A 16,157-nucleotide genomic window follows, 5' to 3' on the forward strand; every position below is an offset into this window, starting at 1 on the left:
GATCAATAAGGAAACGCGCGTTGGCCACGGGCCCGGATTCCCCTCATGCTGCCCCCCAGACGTCCCCGCACGTCATCGTGTTCGCCAACGAGAAGGGCGGCACGGGCAAGTCGACGACCGCCGTCCATGTCGCGATCGCGCTGGCCGCACGCGGTGCGCGCGTCGCCTGCCTCGATCTCGATCATCGCCAGCGGACCGTCGGCCGCTATCTCGACAATCGTGCAGAGACGATCAAGCGGACGGGGTCTCCGCTGCCGATGCCACGTCACGCCACTCTGTCCGCGCAGACCGAGGACCAGTTCGAGGATCTGTGGCATTCGCTGTGCGAGGGGTCGGATTTCCTCGTCGTCGACACGCCGGGTCGCGACGACCCGTTCGCGCGCACCGCGGCGGCGCTCGCGAACACGCTGGTCACGCCGATGAACGACAGCTTCGTCGACTTCGACCTGATCGGCCAGGTCGATCCCGAGACGTATCAGGTTACGCGCCCGAGCTTCTATTCCGAACTCATCTGGGATGCGCGCAAACAGCGCGCGCGCGCCGACGGCACGACGATCGACTGGGTCGTGCTGCGCAACCGCCTCCAGCATATCGAGGCGCGCAACATGCGCCGCGTGTCGGATGCGCTCGCGCAACTGTCGAAGCGCGTCGGCTTCCGGATCATCCCCGGCCTCGGCGAGCGCGTGATCTACCGCGAGATGTTCCCCGCCGGCCTGACGATGATCGATTCGAAGGCGTTTGGCAGCATGGGCCTCGCGCATGTCGCCGCGCGCCAGGAACTGCGCGAGATGATGGCCGCACTGCAATTGCCCGACGATGTCGGCGAGCAGGCGCAGACGGCCGCGACAGGCCCCGTCGCCGGCGTCGCTGCGTGAAGCTGATCGCCGTCGCGGTCCTGCTCTGGCTGGCCTGGCATTATCTGCGTCCCAAGCCGAAGTCGAAGCGCGTGACGGACGAGGCAGAGGCACGGTCGATCCTCGGGCTCGATCACGATGCCGACGCGGATGCGATCCGCAGCGCGCACCGCCGGCTGATCGCCTCGGTCCATCCCGACCGCGGCGGGTCGAGCGATCTGACGCGGCGGGTCAATGCGGCACGTGACCTGCTGCTCAAGCGCGCGCCGAAATAAGTCGATACGCAAGCGGATGACGCATCAGTTCGACCCGACCTCGCTGCGCGAATATGACATTCGCGGGATCGTCGGCAAAAGTCTGGGCCCAGGCGATGCCACCGCGATCGGTCGAGGTTTCGCCACGCGGGTCCGCGCGATCGGCGGCACGCGCGTCGCGGTCGGCTATGACGGGCGCACGTCGTCCCCCGATCTCGAGGCCGCGCTCGTCGCGGGGTTGCGTGCGGGCGGCATCGACGTCGTCCGGATCGGCCTCGGCCCCTCGCCGATGCTCTATTATGCGGAGGCGACGCTAGAAGTGGATGGCGGCATCCACGTAACCGGCAGCCACAATCCCGCCGAGTATAACGGCTTCAAGATGGTACTTCGTCATGCGCCATTTTTTGGCGATGACATCACCGATCTCGCCCGGCTGGCCAAGGCGGGCGACTGGTCGACCGGCGACGGCGCCGTGACCGATGTCGCGATCATCGACGCATATGTCGCGCGTCTCTTTGCGGGCTATGCGGGCTATGCGGGCGGCCGCTACCGGATCGGCTGGGACACCGGCAACGGCGCCGCGGGACCGGTGATCGAGAAGCTCGTCAAGCTCCTCCCGGGTGAGCATCATCTGCTGTTTACCGATGTCGACGGCAAGTTTCCGCATCATCATCCCGACCCCACTATCGAGGCAAACCTGGCGCATCTGAAGCGCCTGGTCACGGACAACAAGCTCGATTTCGGTATCGCGTTCGACGGCGATGGCGACCGGATCGGCGTCGTCGACGCGCTGGGACGCGTGCTCTGGGGCGATCAGATCCTGTCCATTCTGGTCGAACCTCTGCTCCGCGAGCGACCCGGCGCAACCGTCGTCGCGGACGTGAAGTCGAGCCAGGCGCTGTTCGACCGCATCACCGCGCTTGGCGGCACCGCGGTGATGGCGCCGACCGGGCACAGCCTGATGAAGACCGCGATGACGCGCACCCGCGCGCCGCTGGGCGGCGAGCTCAGCGGGCATCTGTTTTTCGGCGGCGAATATTACGGATTTGACGACGCGCATTACGCCGCCGTCAGGCTGATCCGCGCGGTGCATCTGTCGGGACGGTCGCTGACCGAACTGCACGACGCCATGCCCGCGCTGGTGGCGACCCCTGACCTGCGGTTTCCAGTCGACGATGACCGCAAGTTCGCGATCGTCGACGCGGTGATCGACCGGCTGACGTCGGAGGGCGCGCAGATCGACCGCACCGACGGCGCGCGCGTGGCGACGCCCGATGGCTGGTGGCTGCTGCGCGCATCGAACACGCAGGCGATGCTGACGGTGCGCGCGGAGGCCCGGGATGCGGCCGCGCTCGACCGGTTGCTCGCGCAAGTCGACGCGCATCTCGCGATCGCCGGAGTGACGCGTCAGGACGATTGACAGGGTGGACCCGACGGCTACCTTCGCGCCGTCCCTGGGAGTGCGACGTGGAACGGCAAGTCGATGAATTCCGCTCGAGCACGCGCCGCTGGCTGCTCGGCAGCTTTGCCGGCTGGGGCACGATGCTCGCCTGTGTCGTCGGCGTCGGGTTCGTGCTCATCGCGCTGCGCTGGCTCAGGAACCGGAGCGCGCACTATGCGGTGACCGACCAGCGGCTGATCGTCAGGCGCGGCATCCTGTTCAAGACGATCGACGAGATCGAGCTGTACCGGATCAAGGACGTCCGCCTCGGCTATTCGCTGCTCAACCAGATGACCGACATCGGCACGATCACGCTGACGTCGAGCGACCGGACGACCGGGGGCGGCGAATTTGTCCTGCGCGACGTGCCGATGGCGCGCGACCGCCGCGAGGGGCTGCGCACGCTGGTCGATCGCGCGCGCGCGCGCCGCGGTGTGCGCGAGGTCGATATCGACGATGCGCACGCGTACGCGCTGGATTAGGCGCGACTTTATCCCCACATGGCGGGAATGGCGCCATCCTATTCCAAGCCCAAGCCCCAGTCGCAGCTCGTCCGGGTCATCGATCTCGAGACGACAGGGTCGGCCCCGCCCGCGCACGGCGTCTGCGAGATCGGCTGGCAGGACGTCGCGCTTGGCGAAGACGGGCGCTGGGAGCTTTACGGCGAAGGCGGCAATCTGCTCGTCAATCCGGGCCGGCCGATCCCGCCCGTCACGCAGGCGATCCACCATATCCTCGACGAACATGTCGCGGACTCGCCGTGGTGGCACGATTGTGCGCGGCCGGTGCTCGATCCGTGGCCCCGCCGGCTTGCACTGGCGGCGCACCGCGCGGATTTCGAGCAGAAATTCTGCACCCCCGCGCTGACGCGCGATGCGGAATGGATCTGCACGTGGAAATGCGCGCTGCGGCTGTGGCCCGATTCGCCGAGCTTTTCGAACCAGGTGCTGCGCTATTGGCGCAAGCCCGAGGGGATGGAGCACGAACGCGGGCTGCCCGCACACCGCGCCTTTCCCGACGCCTATGTCACCGCGTTCCACCTGCGCGACATGCTCAACGAGGCGAGCCTTGCACAGCTGATCGAATGGTCGCGCGATCCGGGGCTCATCCCACGCGTCCGCTATGGTCCCGACCGCGGCAAGGAATGGTCCGAGCTCGATCATGAGACGCTGATGGCGTTCCTGACCGATCGCGATCCCGATATCCGGTTCACCGCCAATCACGAGATGGATCGTCGCAGCGGCGGCGGGCGGGTCGGCAAGGCCAGCGCGCAGGACCTGCTGCTCTAGATCAGGTTTTCAGCGGTATCGCTGGCGTAACGACCGGGCATCGCATAGACCGGTCGCCTATGGTTCGCGTACAATTGCACTTGCCCCAGTCCGAGGGCCGCGTTGCGCGGTGGCTCGTCGCATTCATGACGCTGGGATTCGTGGCGCTGGTGGCGGCGTCGGTGGCGATCGCGTGGATCACTGTCCGCAACCGCGCCTATACCAACGAGATGTCGCATACGCAGGACGTCCGCCAGACGATCGCGGCGGTCCAGATCCAGATGGAACAGTCCGAGACTGCGCGGCGCGGCTATATGCTGACGGGCCTGCCGCTGTTCAGCCAGGCCTATGACCGGACCGCGCGCAATCTGTCGCCGTCGATCGCGGCGCTGCGCCGGCTGACGCAGGACAATCCGACGCAGACCGCGCGGACCGACCTGATCAACGCGCGGTTCGATGCGCTGCTGGCGCTTCGCACCCAGTCGATGGAACTGGTCGCGGCGGGGCGCATCACCGAGGCCCGCCGGCGTTTCAGGATCGACGCGAGCGTCCCGCTGATGCGGAGCATCCGCTACCGGTTGCAGGCGATGGCGGCCGAAGAGGTGCGGCTGCTCGCGATCCGCAGCGAGCGGCAGCAATGGTCGAGCGTCCTGTTCCTGTCAGTTGCCGCCATCGCCGCGCTGCTGCTGTTCGCCGTCGCCATCCTCGCGGTCCTCGTGGTCCGCCGCTACACCGCGGACATCGGCGCGTCGCGCGACCGGCTGCACGAACTGAACGAGACGCTCGAGGATCAGGTCGCCGAGCGCACCGCCGATCTCAGCCGCGCGAACGAGGAGATCCAGCGCTTCGCCTATATCGTCAGCCACGATCTGCGCTCGCCGCTGGTCAACGTGATGGGCTTTACCGCCGAACTCGCCGAGGCGACGGTCCCGCTCGCCGCGCTGATCGACCGCGCCGAAGCGATCGCGCCCGAGATCGTCACCAACGAGGCACGGCTGGCGGCGCGCGAGGACCTGCCCGAGGCGATCGGCTTCATTCGGGCATCGACGCAGAAGATGGACAGGCTGATCAACGCCATCCTCAAGCTGTCGCGCGAGGGACGCCGTTCGATCACCCCTGAGACGGTCGATCCCGCCGCGGTCGGCGAGGCGATCGTAGCCTCGATCCAGCATCTCGTCGACGATCGCGGCGCGACCGTCACGATCGATCGCCCGCTGCCGTCGATCGTCACCGACAAGCTCGCGCTCGAGCAGATCCTGTCGAACCTGATCGAGAACGCGACCAAGTATCTGCAGCCCGGGCGTCCCGGTCTGATCCGCCTGAGCGGCCGGCGAGAGCGGCAGCGCGTGATCCTGTCGGTGATCGACAATGGCCGCGGCATCGCCGCCAGCGACCATCAGCGTGTTTTCGACCTGTTCCGACGCGCCGGCGCACAGGACCAGGCGGGCGAAGGCATCGGACTCGCGCATGTCCGCGCGCTCGCCTATCGCCTTGGCGGAACGGTCGACCTCGTCTCGACGCTCGGCGAAGGCTCGACCTTCGTGCTCACCCTGCCTGCCGACATACGTCACAAGGATATTCCCGCATGAATGATCACAAGTCGGTCGGCATCGTCATGATCGAGGACGACGAGGGCCATGCGCGTCTGATCGAGAAGAACATCCGGCGCGCGGGCATCCTCAACGACATCCGCCATTTCACCGACGGCACCACCGCGCTCGAGTTCCTGTTCAACGCGCCCGACGGCCCCGCCAAGAGCGGCCCGGCGCTGATCCTGCTCGACCTCAACCTGCCCGACATGAGCGGCACCGACATCCTCGCGCGGATCAAGTCGGAGACCAGCCCGCTGCGCCGCGCGCCCGTCGTCGTGCTGACGACGACCGACGACAAGATCGAGATCCAGCGCTGCTACGACCTGGGCTGCAACGTCTACATCACCAAGCCCGTCAATTATGAGAGCTTCGCGCAGGCGATCCGCCAGCTCGGGTTGTTCCTGTCGGTCATCCAGGTCCCGTCGGTCGAGATCTGAGTGACCGGCCAACGCATCCTCTACATCGACGACGACGCGGGTATCCGGCGTCTGGTCGGGCGTGCGATGGAGCGCCGCGGCTATCGGATGACGCTCGCAGAATCGGGCGCGGAGGGCATCGAGCACGCGACGGCAGAGCAATTCGACCTGATCGCGGTCGATCATTACATGCCGGGGATGGACGGGCTCGAGACGCTCGAACGGCTCCGCCTGCTCCCCGATACCCCGCCCGTCGTCTATGTCACCGGATCCGACGAGGGCCGGATCGCGGTCGCCGCGCTGAAGGCCGGCGCGGCGGACTATGTCGTCAAGACGATCGGCGAGGATTTCTTCGATCTGCTCGACGCGGCGTTCGACCAGGTCGGTGCCCGCGCCGCGCTGCACCGTGCGAAGGTCGCCGCCGAGGCCGACCTGCGGGCGAGCAACGCGCGGCTTGAGGCGCTGCTGGCCGAGGTCAACCACCGCGTCGCCAACTCGCTGCAACTCGTCTCGGCGATGGTCAGTCTTCAGGCGGGCGCGCTCGCCGATCCGGTGGCCCGCGAGGCACTGGCCGATACGCAGCGCCGGATCCAGGCGATCGCGCAGGTCCACCGCCGTCTCTACACGAGCAACGACGTCGAGAATGTCGACATGCAGGAATATCTCGGCGCGCTGGTCGACGAGCTTGCGGATACCTGGTCGAGCGAGGCGCAGCCGCGCGCGCTCAGCCTGGCGGCGGAGCCGATCCGGCTTGCGACCGATCGCGCGGTATCGCTCGGCGTGATCGTCACCGAACTCGTGACCAACGCGTGCAAATACGCTTATCCCAACGGGCCGGGCGAAGTCCGCGTCGCGCTGACGCGGACCGCAGAGGGCGAATTCCTGCTGGCGGTCGAAGACGATGGTTGCGGGATGCCCGCCGATGCCGCACCCCGCGGCACCGGGCTTGGCACCAAGCTGATCCGCGCGATGGCGCAGAGCCTGCAGTCGATCGTCGAATATGACCGCACGCACAACGGTGTCCGTGCGACGTTGCGGGCGGCGGTCCTTTAACAACCGCCGCCGCGACGCCGATCAGTCGAGATCGTTCTCGCTGATCGTGACCCGGTCCTGATCGGGATTGCGGGCAAGCGCGCGAACGCCGATCATCGCGATCGTCTCCTGATGCGCGCGGAAGAGCGCCATTGCGTTGCTGACGGGCGGCACCGCGGCCAGCGCTTCGAGAACGTCGTACTGGACCGCAAAACGATAGCGTTCGCCGCTGACGTCGGCGTCGAATTCAACGCGTCGCTGGTCGGTGTTGTCGTCGATCGTCGCTGTATCGATGGTCAACCGGTCTTCGGCCATGAGGAGATCCTTGGTCGTCGCGCGGAGAGGCGCAAGTGTGTGGCGTGGTCGCCAGCTCAGCGCGGCGTTTCGATCTGGTCGAGATAGGCGCCATAGCCCTCGGCCTCCATCGCGTCGCGGGGCACGAACCGCAGCGATGCCGAATTGATGCAGTAGCGCAGGCCGCCACGATCGCGCGGACCGTCCTCGAAGACATGCCCGAGATGGCTGTCGGCGCCGGTCGAGCGGACCTCGGTGCGGACCATGCCATGCGTGTCGTCACGCAGCTCCTCGACATGCTCGGGCGTGATCGGCTTGGTGAAGCTCGGCCAGCCGCAATGCGAATCGAACTTGTCGGCGGACGCGAACAGCGGCTCGCCCGAGACGATGTCGACGTAGAGCCCCGGCTCCTTCGTGTGCAGATATTCGCCCGTTCCCGGACGCTCCGTGCCGCTTTCCTGCGTCACATAATATTGCTCGGGCGTCAGCTTGGCGATCGCCGCGTCGGTCTTGGTATAGTCTGCCATGCGTTCCTCTGACGCGTTCGCCGCGCCGTTTGGCCGGTCGGGGCGGACGATGCCGCAGCCGATCGGCGGGTTGCCCGTCTGATATAGGAACCGGCCGCGCGATGGGAATGACCGCCGGACGCGTGGTCCCGTCGATCCGCGGCGCGCCGCGCCGTACCCCGAGGACGCTCCCGCGCGTTGCGGCCCCATATTCCTCTTTCGGAGACGCTCATGCTCGCCTCGTTTCTCATCGGTCTTGTCGGCGGTCAGCGCGCGATGACGCCGCTCGCCGCGGTCGCGATCGCCGCCGCGCGCGACGAACTGCCCGTCGACAACGGCGCGCCACGGCTTTTGTCGAATCCCGTCGTCGCGGCGGGCGCGCTGGCGCTCGCGATCGGTGAAATGGCGGGCGACAAGCAGAAGACCGCGCCCAACCGGGTCGTGGCGATCGGGCTCGCCGCGCGGTTCGTCACCTCCGCGATTGCGGGCGCCGCGCTGGTGCCACGCCGCCAGCGCTGGCTTGGCGCAGCGGTCGGCGGCGTTACCGCGGTCGTCGCGTCCTACCCCGGCTGGCGCGCGCGCATGGCCGCCATCCCGGGCTATGGCCAGACGCCCACCGGCTTTGTCGAGGATGCCGCGGTGCTCGGCGGCGCCGTCGCGATCGTCCGGTCGCACGCGGCGTGACGACCGGCCCGTGACGCGGGTCACGGGCCTTTGGTCTCAGACGTCGAGATTGGCGACGTTGAGCGCGTTGTCCTGGATGAACTCGCGGCGCGGTTCGACGACTTCGCCCATCAGCTGCGTGAAGATCTCGTTCGCGCTCTCGGCATTCACCGCGGTGACGCGCAGCATCGAGCGGACCGACGGATCGAGCGTGGTTTCCCAGAGCTGTTCCGCGTTCATCTCGCCCAGCCCCTTGTAGCGCTGGATCGCGAGACCCTTGCGCCCGGCTGTCAGGATCGCGTCGAGCAGATGGCTAGGGCGCGACACCTGCGTCGAGCCGCGCGCGGCGACGGCGGTGACCGAGCCGATGACACCGGCACCAGCCTCCGCGGCGTCCTCGGCCTCGGGCTCTTCGGCCTGCGATGCCTTGCTGGCGGGCACGAGGTTCGAGGTCTGCGCATAGCTGTCGGCGTGTTCGCCCGACAGCGCATGGAGTTTGCGCGCCTCGGCCGAGACGAGGAAGCTCGCTTCGATGATGTGATGGTCGGTGACGCCGCGCCACGCACGCTGGAAATGGATGCCGCCGTCCTCGGTCAGCACCGCGGTCCAGCGCGCATCGCCGTCGTCGAGTTCGAGACGCCGCGTGACGATCTCCAGACGCGAGGTGCGGTCCGCGACCGAGGCCTCCGGATCGAACACGCCGCCGAGTGCGAGCGCCTCGATCATCCCGGCATCGTAGCGCTTGGGGACGTAGCGCATCAGCGTGCGCATGCGGCGCGCGTGATCGACCAGATCCTTCAGGTCGCGACCCGAGCGGCCGCCGCCGGGACCGTCGAGCACCATCGTGCCGACACCGGCATCGACCAGATATTCGTCGAGCGCCGCATCGTCCTTGAGATACACCTCCGACCGGCCCTTGGTCGCCTTATACAGCGGCGGCTGGGCGATGTAGAGATAGCCGCCCTCGATGATCTTGGGCATGTGACGGTAGAACAGCGTCAGCAACAGCGTGCGGATGTGCGCGCCGTCGACGTCTGCGTCGGTCATGATGACGATCTTGTGGTAGCGCAGCTTGTCCGCGTTGAAGTCGTCGCGGATGCCGGTGCCCATCGCGGTGATGAGCGTGCCGATCTCGCGGCTCGACAGCATGCGGTCTTCGCGCGCGCGCTCGGTGTTCAGGATCTTGCCGCGCAACGGGAGGATCGCCTGGAAATGGCGATCGCGGCCCTGCTTGGCCGAACCGCCGGCCGAGTCACCCTCGACCAGGAACAGCTCGGACTTGGCGGGATCGCGCTCCTGGCAGTCGGCGAGCTTGCCGGGCAGCGAGGCGATGTCCATCACGCCCTTGCGGCGAGTCAGTTCGCGGGCGCGCTTGGCGGCTTCGCGCGCGGCGGCGGCGTCGATGATCTTGGCGACGATCGCCTTGCCGTGCGCGGGGTTCTCCTCGAGCCATTCGGCCATCTTGTCGGCCATCAGACTTTCCAAGGGCTGGCGGACTTCGGACGAGACGAGCTTGTCCTTGGTCTGGCTGCTGAACTTCGGGTCGGGCAGCTTGACCGAGACGATCGCGGTCAGACCCTCGCGCATGTCCTCGCCGGTGAGCTGGACCTTTTCCTTCTTCAACAGGCCGCTCTTCTCGGCATAGTTGTTGAGCGTGCGGGTCAGCGCGGCGCGGAACGCGGCCATGTGCGTGCCGCCGTCGCGCTGCGGAATGTTGTTCGTGAAGGCGAGGACGTTTTCGTAGTAAGAGTCGTTCCACTGGAGCGCGACGTCCATCGTGACGTCGTCGCGCGTGCCCGAAATCGCGACCGGCTCGGGCATCAACGGCACCTTGGCGCGATCGAGATACTTCACGAACGCGGCGATCCCGCCCTCGTAATAGAGCTCGACGGTCTTCATCTCCTCGTGCCGGGCGTCGGAGAGGAACAGGCGGACGCCCGAATTGAGGAAGGCGAGCTCGCGGTAGCGATGCTCGAGCTTGTCGAAGTCGAAATCGGTGATCTTGAAGGTGGCGGGCGACGGGAAGAAGGTCACGCGCGTGCCCTTCTGGCCCTCGGCTGCGTCGCCGACGATCTTGAGCGGCATCACCGCGTCGCCGAACGCAAAGCGCATGTAATGCTCCTTGCCGTCGCGCCAGATCGTCAGGTCCAGCCATTCGCTCAGCGCGTTGACGACCGAGACGCCGACGCCGTGCAGGCCGCCCGAGACCTTGTACGCGTTCTCGTCGTTGGTGTTCTCGAACTTACCGCCGGCGTGGAGCTGGGTCATGATGACCTCGGCCGCCGAGACGCCTTCCTCGGTGTGGATGCCGGTCGGGATACCACGGCCATTGTCGGTGACGCTGACCGACCCGTCGGCGTTCAGGACGATGTCGATCCGGTCGCAATGCCCGGCGAGCGCCTCGTCGATCGCGTTGTCGCTCACCTCGAACACCATGTGGTGGAGGCCCGACCCGTCGTCGGTATCGCCGATATACATGCCGGGGCGCTTGCGCACTGCGTCGAGGCCCTTGAGGACCTTGATCGAGTCGGCGCCATAGTCGCCCTGGTTGGGCAGGTTGGGATTATTGGTTTCGGGGTTGGATGCCATGCCCAGCATATAGGCATCGGACGCCCGAAACGGAAGCGAAATGGCCTGTCGCGCCGGGGTCGTGGTGCCTGCCCCTCTCCCCTCGGGGGAGAGGGAGGGAGGAGCCGCAGGCGACGGAAGGGTGAGGGGGAGTTGGGGCGCGCTCCCGAGCCTTACGCCCCCTCACCCTTCCCACGGCCAAGCGGCCGCGGGCCCCTTCCCTCTCCCCCGAGGGGAGAGGGAGTTCGCGCTTAGAAGCGGTCGGCGCGTTGGCCGAGCAGGGTGACTTCGACCCGGCGGTTGAGGCGCATGCCGGTGACGGTCGCGTTGGTCGCGACCGGCTGGCGCTCGCCGTGGCCGACGACGCTGAAGCGTGCGCGGACGACGTCCATGTCGTCGAACGCCTGGCGGACGCTCGCCGCGCGGCGCTCGGACAGATCCTGGTTGTGCGCATCGGACCCGCGCGAATCGGTGAAACCGTCGATCGCGACGCGGACCCCCGGATTGCCGCGCAGATAGCGCGCGAGCGGGCGCAGCTTCTCGATCGCGCCGGGGCGCAGCACCGCGCTGTCGGTGCGGAACAGCACGTCTTCCTGCAGCGTCAGCGTCGCGCCACGAGGGGTCTGGCGGAAGCCGTAGTTGCGCATCGCGCCGCGGTCCCACGTCGTGGTGGTCTCGACGACGGTCGTACCGCCGCGATAGCCGCGCGGGTCACGGCCGTACGCGTCCCAGTCGAACCGGTCGCGCCGCGGGCCGGCGATGCGCGCGAATTCGCGGTTGGCGTCGTCGGCTTCGCGGCGGTTGATCCGGCCGTCGCCGTTCGCGTCGAAATTGGGCATCACGAACGCGCGACCGCGCGGCGTATTGCGCAGTTCGGGGAACAGGACCGGCACGCCCGCACCCGCCAGCCGGTAGCCGGGACGCGACCAGGGCGGGTTGCTCATGTCGTAGCGTGCGCGCTCGCCGGCTTGGGCAAATGCCGGTGCGGTCGTCGCCGCGATCATGACCAGCCCGAATGCGGCGCGTGCGATTGTCGTCTTCATCATCTTTCTCCGTCGCCCCCGCTGTGGACCGGGGCGCGATGGACCGGGATTTGCCCGCGTCTGCTTGAATGCCCGGTGACGGGGGTCGACAGCGCGCGTTCAGGCGAGCCCGACGGCGATCCGCGTCGCCTGGGGATCGATCGCCTCGAACAGCGCGTCCTCGGTACCCGTCATCCAGACCTGCCCGCGCCCCGCGAGCCGGTCGAACAGCGCCGCGCGCCGTGCCGGATCGAGATGCGCGGCAACCTCGTCGAGCAGCAGCACCGGCGGCTGCCCGGTCCGCTCCGCCACCAGATCGGCATGCGCGAGCACGATGCCGAGCAGCAACGCCTTCTGCTCGCCGGTCGAGGCAAGCGAGGCGGCGCGCGCCTTGTCGCGGTGCGTGACGATCAGGTCGACCCGGTGCGGCCCCGACAGCGTACGCCCCGCGGCGGCATCGCGCGCACGGCCCTGCCCCAGATCGGCCTGCAGGCGCGCGGCATCGCCCGCCCATCCCTCGAGCGCGAGCCCCGCACGCGGGAAGGGACTGTCGGATTGCCCCGCAAGCCGGGCGCGGAGCAAGCCGACCGTCTCGCGCCGGGCGGCGTCGACGGCGGCACCATGCTCGGCCATCTGCGCTTCGAGCGCGGAGAGCCATTCGCCGTCGGGCCGGCCCTCGTCCGCGAGCAGCCGGTTGCGCGCGCGCATCGCCGCATCGTAGCGCGCGGCATGGTGCGCGTGCGCCGGCGCGAGCGCCAGCGTCAGGCGGTCGAGAAACCCGCGACGCTCGCCCGCGGGCGCGACGAACAGCCGGTCCATCGCGGGCGTGAGCCACAGGATGGTGAGCCACTCGGCGAGCGCGTTGGCGGTGGTGGTGGCACCCTGGACGCGGACGATGCGGCGCTCCGGGGCGGCGGCGAGCGCGCCGGTCGCGATGTCCACCTCGTCGATCGCCGGGGCTTGCGGCGCGATTTCCTCCGGGCCCGGCGCGCCGTCGACCAGACCCTCCCCCGACCCGGCGCGGGCGGGGAACAGGCGCGCCGCGACGCCGAAACCGCCTGCCCCGCCCTGCCGCGCCATTTCGCCGAGTGCGGCCCGGCGCAATCCACGACCGGGGGCGAGCAGCGACACAGCCTCAAGGATATTGGTCTTGCCCGCGCCGTTCTCGCCGGTCAGCACGACGAACCCCGGCCCCGGCGTCAGCGTCAGGTCGGCGTGATTGCGGAAATCGGTAAGGACGAGGCGCGACAGCATCGCACCGGCCTTAGCGGCAATCTCCGCCCGCTGTCAGCCTTCGCATCAGGCGGCAATCCGCTCGGGGACCGCACCCGCCCCGGTCTTCTGCGTGCTGAGATACGAGGCGAGCGCAGGGCCGAGTTCGCGTTGCGCGCGCAGATAGGCGACCGGCGTGACGATCCCGAGCCGCGCGCGCGCCACATCGAGCGGTTCGTTCAGCAGCGTCAGATAGTCTTCGCCCGAAATCCACCGTGCCTTGCGGCCGTTGCGATACCCCTCCCAGACCGCCTTGGCGAACAGCGTGCTGCCGGTGACGCGGATGCTCTTCAGCGCCGCCGCCGTGCCGATCAGCGCCCAGCCCAACCCGCCGACCTGCGCATAGCTGAACGCGACGAGCGACGCCTCGCCCATGCTCTCGTCCGCCTGATAGCCGGTGAGCACATGCCAGATGTCGTGCGTGTCGCGCACCCGCCGTCCGAACCAGGCATAGGGATGCGCGAGGTCGTCGACACTCGGCTCGACGCGCGACACTGCGACGAGGCCGTCCGCCGAATAGCCGGTCGTCTCGAGGAAATGCCGATACGCGGCGCCCACCGTCCCCGGCGCGAACCCCGCGACGAACGCCGGATCGGAGAAACGCTGCGCCAGTTCGACCCGGTCATAGGCGATCCGCCCGCCCTGCCCCGTCGCGATCAGCCGCGCGTAGTTCATCGGCGCATTGCCGACGTTGAGCGCGCGCATGATCCGGAACACCTGCGTCGTATCATCGCCGTTCGCGAGCAGTTTCCGGATCGCATCGAATGCCGTTCGCCAGTCGCGACGACCGGTGGTGCCGGGAAACGGAGGAAGTACAGCCATCGAGTCGACTCCTTACTGACACGATTGTCAGTATCAGATTCGCAAAGGGCTTCAAACGAAAAAGGCCACCCCGCAGGATGGCCTTTCGTTCGATCGTCAGCGCGTGACGGTCAGACGCGCATCGGCATCAGCACGTAGAGCGCGGGCGACTTGTCGTTTTCGCGGATCAGCGTCGGGGCGGCGGCGTCGGCGAGGTGGACCTCGACCATGTCGCCGTCGATCTGCGCGAGGATGTCCATCAGATAGCGGCTGTTGAAGCCGATTTCGAACGGGAGCGCGACGTAATCGCCTGGGACCTCCTCCGCGGCGGTGCCGTTTTCGGGCGAGGTCACCGACAGCGTGATCTTGTCGCGATCGAGCGCCATCTTGACCGCGCGGGTCTTCTCGGTGGCGATGGTCGACACGCGGTCGACGCCTTCCATGAAGCTCTTGGGATCGATCTTGAGGATCTTGTCGTTGCCGGTCGGGATCACGCGGCTGTAATCGGGGAAGGTACCGTCGATCAGCTTCGAGGTCAGGATCGCCTGGCCAAGGTCGAAGCGGATCTTGGTCGGCGACAGCGAGACGCCGACCGAGCCGTCGACCTCGTCGAGCAGCTTGCGCAGTTCGCCGATGCATTTGCGCGGCACGATCACGTCGGGCATCGATTCGGCGCCCTCGGGCCGCGGCAGCGTGACGCGCGCGAGGCGGTGACCGTCGGTCGCGGCGGCCTTCAGCACCGGGTTCGAGCTGTCGCCGTCCGCCACATGAAGGAAGATGCCGTTGAGATAATAGCGCGTCTCTTCGGTCGAGATCGCGAAGCGCGTCTTGTCGATGATCTGCTTCAAGGTCTCGGCGGGCAGTTCGAACTGAGTCGGCAGCTCGCCTTCGGCGATCACCGGGAAATCGTCGCGCGGCAGCGTGCCGAGCGAGAAGCGCGCGCGGCCCGCGACGATGCTCATCCGGCCTTCCGACGCGGCGAGCTGGACCTGGCTGCCCTCGGGAAGCTTGCGGGCGATGTCGAACAGCGTGTGCGCGGACACGGTGGTCGCGCCGGGCTGGTCGACCGCAGCGGCGATCGATTCGTTGATCTGGAGATCCAGATCGGTCGCCATCAGCTTCAGCGTACCCTCGGCGGTCGCCTCGATCAGCACGTTCGACAGGATGGGGATGGTGTTGCGCCGCTCCACCACGGACTGGACATGGCTCAGCCCCTTGAGGAGCGTTGCGCGTTCGATCGTCGCCTTCATCAAAATTCCCCCGGCCTCCACAGCCGGACTCGGGGCTGGGGGCAATCCGCTAATGGCTTACCCAACAACAAAGGGTCGGAGCAAGCGCCCCGACCCTTCTTTGATCACGGTAAACGTCGCGTTAAAACACGATCAGAAGCGGAAGCCGTAGCTTGCGACGACCTGGTGGCGATCGGTGTCGACGTCAAATCGGCCGCTCGTGCCGCCCGTCGCGTAATCGATGTTGCTGCGCTCATAGTTCGAATAGCGATATTCGAGCTTGGCATAGCTGTTCGGGCCAACCGCATGCTCGGCACCCGCGCCGATCCGCCAGCCGTCGAGGTTGAAGTCGGTGTCGGTGGTCTGGTTCGTGTCGCCCGCCAGCACGTTCAGCTTGGCATTGGTGTAGCCGCCCTTCGCATAGAGCATCGTCGTCGGCGCGACGACATAGCCGACGCGGCCACCGACATAGATGTCACGGCCCTGCTTGACGCGCCCGAAGCCGAAGTCACTGGTATAGTCGTTGCGGCCGCTCTTCGACGTCGAGCCGGTCAGTTCCGCCTCGGCGCCGAGCACGATGTTGTCCGAGGTCGCGATGTCATAGCCGATGCCACCGCCGTACAGCAGGCCGTCGATCTTCTGGTCGTCACGCCCGTTGTCGTTGGACACGCTGCTGCCGGCGCCGGTGTGGTCATAGCCGAGCGTGGCCTCGACGCGCGGGCCGGTGAAGGTCGGGTTGGTCTGCGCCAGCGCGGGGGCTGCGCCAACGGTCAGGGCCGCGGTGGTAGCGAACAGCGAGACGGCGATAAGCTTACGCATTGGGATACTCCATAATGTCTTCGTCATCCCCGAACGCGGGATGGACAGCCCCAATGGACCAGCCGGCGGCACGTTGCATGAACCCCAGATAAACACGGAAATCCGTTGCTTTTGCGCCACAGGGGG

Annotated in this window: 17 protein-coding genes; 9 read left to right on the forward strand and 8 right to left on the reverse strand. The window is 67.6% G+C overall.

Going from position 1 to position 16,157, the window contains the following annotated elements; all coding sequences use genetic code 11:
* Positions 1-20 precede the first annotated feature (20 nt).
* The 8 genes from ASE72_RS06045 to ASE72_RS06080 all read left to right on the forward strand — a co-directional run bounded on the left by ASE72_RS06045 (position 21) and on the right by ASE72_RS06080 (position 6,878).
* Entirely contained in the window at positions 21-875 is an 855-nt protein-coding gene (locus ASE72_RS06045; RefSeq protein WP_056017912.1) for a division plane positioning ATPase MipZ, read from the forward strand.
* Complete coding sequence (locus ASE72_RS06050; RefSeq protein WP_056017915.1) at positions 872-1,129, forward strand: DnaJ domain-containing protein; 258 nt, start codon at positions 872-874, stop codon at positions 1,127-1,129. Before ASE72_RS06045 ends, ASE72_RS06050 begins: the two co-directional genes overlap by 4 nt.
* Positions 1,130-1,145: 16 nt before the next feature.
* Positions 1,146-2,528: a phosphoglucomutase/phosphomannomutase PgmG gene (pgmG, locus tag ASE72_RS06055; protein ID WP_056017918.1), complete on the forward strand. Its 1,383-nt coding sequence runs from the start codon at positions 1,146-1,148 to the stop codon at positions 2,526-2,528.
* Positions 2,529-2,575: 47 nt separating this feature from the next.
* Complete coding sequence (locus ASE72_RS06060; protein WP_056017921.1) at positions 2,576-3,031, forward strand: PH domain-containing protein; 456 nt, start codon at positions 2,576-2,578, stop codon at positions 3,029-3,031.
* 27 nt (positions 3,032-3,058) lie between these two features.
* Positions 3,059-3,838, forward strand: coding sequence for a DNA polymerase III subunit epsilon (locus ASE72_RS06065; protein ID WP_056017923.1), 780 nt, complete (start codon positions 3,059-3,061; stop codon positions 3,836-3,838).
* Positions 3,839-3,963: 125 nt separating this feature from the next.
* Positions 3,964-5,406: a sensor histidine kinase gene (locus tag ASE72_RS06070; protein WP_235532250.1), complete on the forward strand. Its 1,443-nt coding sequence runs from the start codon at positions 3,964-3,966 to the stop codon at positions 5,404-5,406.
* Entirely contained in the window at positions 5,403-5,846 is a 444-nt protein-coding gene (locus ASE72_RS06075) for a response regulator (protein ID WP_056017929.1), read from the forward strand. The genes ASE72_RS06070 and ASE72_RS06075 overlap by 4 nt, the downstream gene beginning before the upstream one ends.
* Positions 5,847-6,878, forward strand: coding sequence for a response regulator (locus ASE72_RS06080; RefSeq protein ID WP_056017932.1), 1,032 nt, complete (start codon positions 5,847-5,849; stop codon positions 6,876-6,878).
* Between the two features lie 21 nt (positions 6,879-6,899).
* Here the strand turns inward: ASE72_RS06080 and ASE72_RS06085 are convergent, their stop codons facing one another.
* The gene (locus ASE72_RS06085) at positions 6,900-7,172 is read right to left on the reverse strand and encodes a DUF1488 family protein (RefSeq protein ID WP_056017934.1); all 273 of its coding nucleotides are present in this window, start codon (positions 7,170-7,172) and stop codon (positions 6,900-6,902) included.
* 56 nt (positions 7,173-7,228) lie between these two features.
* Entirely contained in the window at positions 7,229-7,678 is a 450-nt protein-coding gene (gene msrB / locus ASE72_RS06090) for a peptide-methionine (R)-S-oxide reductase MsrB (RefSeq protein ID WP_056019085.1), read from the reverse strand.
* 210 nt (positions 7,679-7,888) lie between these two features.
* On the opposite strand from msrB, the gene ASE72_RS06095 reads away from it, so the two are divergent.
* Positions 7,889-8,341 (forward strand): DUF4126 family protein, encoded by a 453-nt coding sequence (locus ASE72_RS06095; protein ID WP_056017936.1) that lies wholly within the window; start codon positions 7,889-7,891, stop codon positions 8,339-8,341.
* 36 nt (positions 8,342-8,377) lie between these two features.
* Here ASE72_RS06095 and gyrB read toward each other — a convergent pair whose 3' ends face one another.
* The 6 genes from gyrB to ASE72_RS06125 form a co-directional block, all read right to left on the reverse strand.
* Entirely contained in the window at positions 8,378-10,909 is a 2,532-nt protein-coding gene (gene gyrB, locus ASE72_RS06100; RefSeq protein ID WP_056019088.1) for a DNA topoisomerase (ATP-hydrolyzing) subunit B, read from the reverse strand.
* A gap of 230 nt (positions 10,910-11,139) precedes the next feature.
* Positions 11,140-11,931, reverse strand: coding sequence for an OmpA family protein (locus ASE72_RS06105; RefSeq protein ID WP_235532251.1), 792 nt, complete (start codon positions 11,929-11,931; stop codon positions 11,140-11,142).
* A gap of 99 nt (positions 11,932-12,030) precedes the next feature.
* Entirely contained in the window at positions 12,031-13,164 is a 1,134-nt protein-coding gene (locus tag ASE72_RS06110) for a DNA replication/repair protein RecF (RefSeq protein WP_056017942.1), read from the reverse strand.
* Between the two features lie 45 nt (positions 13,165-13,209).
* Complete coding sequence (locus tag ASE72_RS06115; protein WP_056017945.1) at positions 13,210-14,004, reverse strand: Coq4 family protein; 795 nt, start codon at positions 14,002-14,004, stop codon at positions 13,210-13,212.
* Between the two features lie 110 nt (positions 14,005-14,114).
* Positions 14,115-15,233, reverse strand: a complete 1,119-nt coding sequence (dnaN, locus tag ASE72_RS06120; protein ID WP_056017955.1) for a DNA polymerase III subunit beta — start codon at positions 15,231-15,233, stop codon at positions 14,115-14,117.
* 132 nt (positions 15,234-15,365) lie between these two features.
* On the reverse strand, positions 15,366-16,031 hold the full coding sequence (locus ASE72_RS06125) for an outer membrane protein (RefSeq protein ID WP_056017957.1): 666 nt from the start codon (positions 16,029-16,031) through the stop codon (positions 15,366-15,368).
* Between the last annotated feature and the right edge of the window lie 126 nt (positions 16,032-16,157).

Source organism: Sphingomonas sp. Leaf20 (genome assembly GCF_001421535.1).
In the GTDB taxonomy this organism is placed as follows: domain Bacteria; phylum Pseudomonadota; class Alphaproteobacteria; order Sphingomonadales; family Sphingomonadaceae; genus Sphingomonas.

Coding starts and splice junctions, on each gene's coding strand:
- ASE72_RS06075 (WP_056017929.1), top strand. CDS start 5,403: ATGAATGATCACAAGTCGGTCGGCATCGTCATGATCGAGGACGACGAG.
- ASE72_RS06070 (WP_235532250.1), top strand. CDS start 3,964: ATGACGCTGGGATTCGTGGCGCTGGTGGCGGCGTCGGTGGCGATCGCG.
- dnaN (WP_056017955.1), bottom strand. CDS start 15,233: ATGAAGGCGACGATCGAACGCGCAACGCTCCTCAAGGGGCTGAGCCAT.
- ASE72_RS06110 (WP_056017942.1), bottom strand. CDS start 13,164: ATGCTGTCGCGCCTCGTCCTTACCGATTTCCGCAATCACGCCGACCTG.
- ASE72_RS06115 (WP_056017945.1), bottom strand. CDS start 14,004: ATGGCTGTACTTCCTCCGTTTCCCGGCACCACCGGTCGTCGCGACTGG.
- ASE72_RS06085 (WP_056017934.1), bottom strand. CDS start 7,172: ATGGCCGAAGACCGGTTGACCATCGATACAGCGACGATCGACGACAAC.
- ASE72_RS06095 (WP_056017936.1), top strand. CDS start 7,889: ATGCTCGCCTCGTTTCTCATCGGTCTTGTCGGCGGTCAGCGCGCGATG.
- ASE72_RS06125 (WP_056017957.1), bottom strand. CDS start 16,031: ATGCGTAAGCTTATCGCCGTCTCGCTGTTCGCTACCACCGCGGCCCTG.
- pgmG (WP_056017918.1), top strand. CDS start 1,146: ATGACGCATCAGTTCGACCCGACCTCGCTGCGCGAATATGACATTCGC.
- ASE72_RS06065 (WP_056017923.1), top strand. CDS start 3,059: ATGGCGCCATCCTATTCCAAGCCCAAGCCCCAGTCGCAGCTCGTCCGG.
- ASE72_RS06105 (WP_235532251.1), bottom strand. CDS start 11,931: ATGAAGACGACAATCGCACGCGCCGCATTCGGGCTGGTCATGATCGCG.
- gyrB (WP_056019088.1), bottom strand. CDS start 10,909: ATGGCATCCAACCCCGAAACCAATAATCCCAACCTGCCCAACCAGGGC.
- msrB (WP_056019085.1), bottom strand. CDS start 7,678: ATGGCAGACTATACCAAGACCGACGCGGCGATCGCCAAGCTGACGCCC.